1 protein-coding gene is annotated in these 2,726 nt (G+C 47.3%); it reads right to left on the bottom strand.

Annotated features, from left to right (window positions below; all coding sequences use genetic code 11):
• On the bottom strand, positions 1-2,294 hold a 2,294-nt coding region (locus M595_RS27040; protein ID WP_023069784.1), incomplete at its 3' end, for a tetratricopeptide repeat protein.
• Positions 2,295-2,726 lie beyond the last annotated feature (432 nt).

Here is a 2,726-nt window from a genome sequence, read left to right as displayed (position 1 = left end):
TCTGTATTTCCGATAAAAGCATCTTTTTTGTCTTTCAGGGCTAAATTGAAGCGAAAGAAAGCCGCTTTGTGAATGGGTTCAACTTCTCCTAAATCAACCCATTGCGGTTCGCCAGAAGATTTGAGGATATAAGCCGCATAATGAGGTTTTTCCCATCTATTTGTACTAGCTTTCGCATCAAACGGTTTGTATAAAATAAATTCAACTAACGCCGCATCTTCAGGAATCAACTGTTGTACCGCTTCCACAGTAACGGGTTCTGAAATCGTTCTAAAATCTGCACTGCGGCGAGAAAGTTCGGCTTCGAGTTGCTCCGATTTTTGTCTTAAACTTGCAACTTGTTGACGGTATTGTTCATCGGAGAGATTTTCGGGTTTATTATAAATCAAAGTCGCCAGTTGAGTTCTCACTGCGGCTAATTCATCGAGAAATTGTTGGTTTTCGGGAGTAAGATTTTCTCTTAATAGTTGTAAGTCATTGGTGATTACATCCAAAATCCGACCTTTGCGACGGAGAATCGTTGTTAAAGCCAAACGAGCCGCTTCTGAGTTGTTCGGTACATCTTTGATATGGAGAGAAACTGCATAATCAGTTGTACCAGAAACTGTTTTCATTGAGTCTTGTTTCTGACGTTCCGAACCCGTTGCGAGGAGAACGTTAAGGTTTTGTTCTTCCACTTCTAGTCCTCGACTCAGAAAGTTAATGGCTTGGGTTGTATTCCCTTGAACTTGATAGAGTAATGCCAAGTTGTTGAGGCTGGTGGCAACTGAGGGATGGTTTTCTCCCAAGGCTTTCTCCCAGATAGCTAAAGAACGTTGTAAGAGGGGTTCGGCTTCATCGTAGCGTCCTTGGGAATGGTATAGTAATGCCAAGTTGTTGAGGCTTTGGGCGACATCGGGATGGTTTTCCCCCAAAGCGTTCTCGCGGATAGCTAAGGAACGTTGGTAGAGGGGTTCGGCTTGATCGTAGCGTCCTTGGGAACGGTAGAGTGATGCCAAGTTGTTGAGGCTTTGGGCGACATCGGGATGGTTTTCCCCCAAAGCGTTCTCGCGGATAGCTAAGGAACGTTGATGGAGGGGTTCGGCTTCATCAAAGCGTCCTTGAGACTCGTAGAGTGATGCCAAGTTGTTGAGGCTTTGGGCGACAAGGGGATGTTCAGTCGATAGCGCTTTTTCATAGATAGCTAAGGAACGTTGGTAGAGGGGTTCGGCCTCACTGTATCTTCCTTGTTCTTTGTATAGTAATGCCAAGTTGTTGAGGCTGGTGGCAACTGAGGGATGGTTTTCTCCTAAAGCTTTCTCACGGATCGCTAAGGAACGTTGATGGAGGGGTTCGGCTTCATCAAAGCGTCCTTGGGAATGGTAGAGTGATGCCAAGTTGTTGAGACTGGTGGCAACACGAGGATGGTTTTCTCCTAAAGCTTTCTCCCAGATAGCTAAGGAACGTTGGTAGAGGGGTTCGGCTTCACTGTAGCGTCCTTGTTTTTGGTAGAGTAATGCCAAGTTGTTGAGGCTGGTGGCGACATCGGGATGATTTTCTCCCAGGGCTTTCTCCCAAATAGCTAAGGAACGTTTGTAGAGGGGTTCGGCTTCATCGTAGCGTCCTTGGGAATGGTAGAGATATGCCAAGTTGTTGAGGCTGGTGGCGACATGGGGATGTTCTAGTCCTAAGACTTTCTCACGGATAGCTAAGGAACGTTGATGGAGGGGTTCGGCTTCATCGTAGCGTCCTTGAGACTCGTAGAGTGATGCCAAGTTGTTGAGGCTTTGGGCGACAAGGGGATGTTCAGTCGATAGCGCTTTTTCATAGATAGCTAAGGAACGTTGGTAGAGGGGTTCGGCCTCACTGTATCTTCCTTGTTCTTTGTATAGTAATGCCAAGTTGTTGAGGCTGGTGGCAACTGAGGGATGGTTTTCTCCTAAAGCTTTCTCACGGATCGCTAAGGAACCTTGAAAGAGGGGTTCAGCCTCTGTGTAGTTTCCTTGATGGTAATGCAGTTGACCCAGAAAATCGACTAATTTAGCAACGGTAGGATTCTCAGATCCTACAACATTCTCGACAATTGCCAAAGCCTTTTCAACTAAGGGAATGGCATCATTGTATTTGCCTTGGTCATAGAGTTGTCTTGCTTGTTGAATAAGTCGCTTTACTTTCTCAACTTCATCCGACTGTTGAACCAACAATACAGAAGAATTAGTCTGTCCGCTAACGGGTTGAGGCGTTCCCGTTAACAGTCCAGAACATCCAAGGAAAACCGTTAGCCAGAGGAAGGGGTTGAGGGTAGTTTGCTTCATCGGGTAGAGAGTCACGCCAAGTTCATTATCACTTATGTCTGAGGGGTGTTGAGTTATGCAGTTTTGACCCCCCTCAGTCCCCCCTGAAAGGACCGAAGAAAGTTAACCCCCCTCAGTCCCCCCTGAAAGGAGGGAGGAAAATTGAACTACCCTCGCCTCGTAGGAGAGGGTTAGGGAGAGGTTTTTCTAAGTTTTGACCCCCCTCAGTCCCCCCTAAAAGGCAGGGCTGTTTCATTCTCAGTTAAAAATTGCCGGGGTTGATGGTGAGTCCACCCCCGTGCGCGGGAACAAGCGCGTTGAGGGGAGTGGCTATCCCGTTGGGGGTGAAAGGGTGATGGGGGGGTGGGGAGAGGAGTTTTTTCCTCGGAAAAATAGCTTTTTATTAATAAAAATCGTCCCTACCTCCCTACCTCCCTACCTCCCCACCCCCCC

Source organism: Lyngbya aestuarii BL J (assembly GCF_000478195.2).
Classification (GTDB): domain Bacteria; phylum Cyanobacteriota; class Cyanobacteriia; order Cyanobacteriales; family Microcoleaceae; genus Capilliphycus; species Capilliphycus aestuarii.
This window is presented reverse-complemented; position numbering and strand designations above follow the sequence as displayed.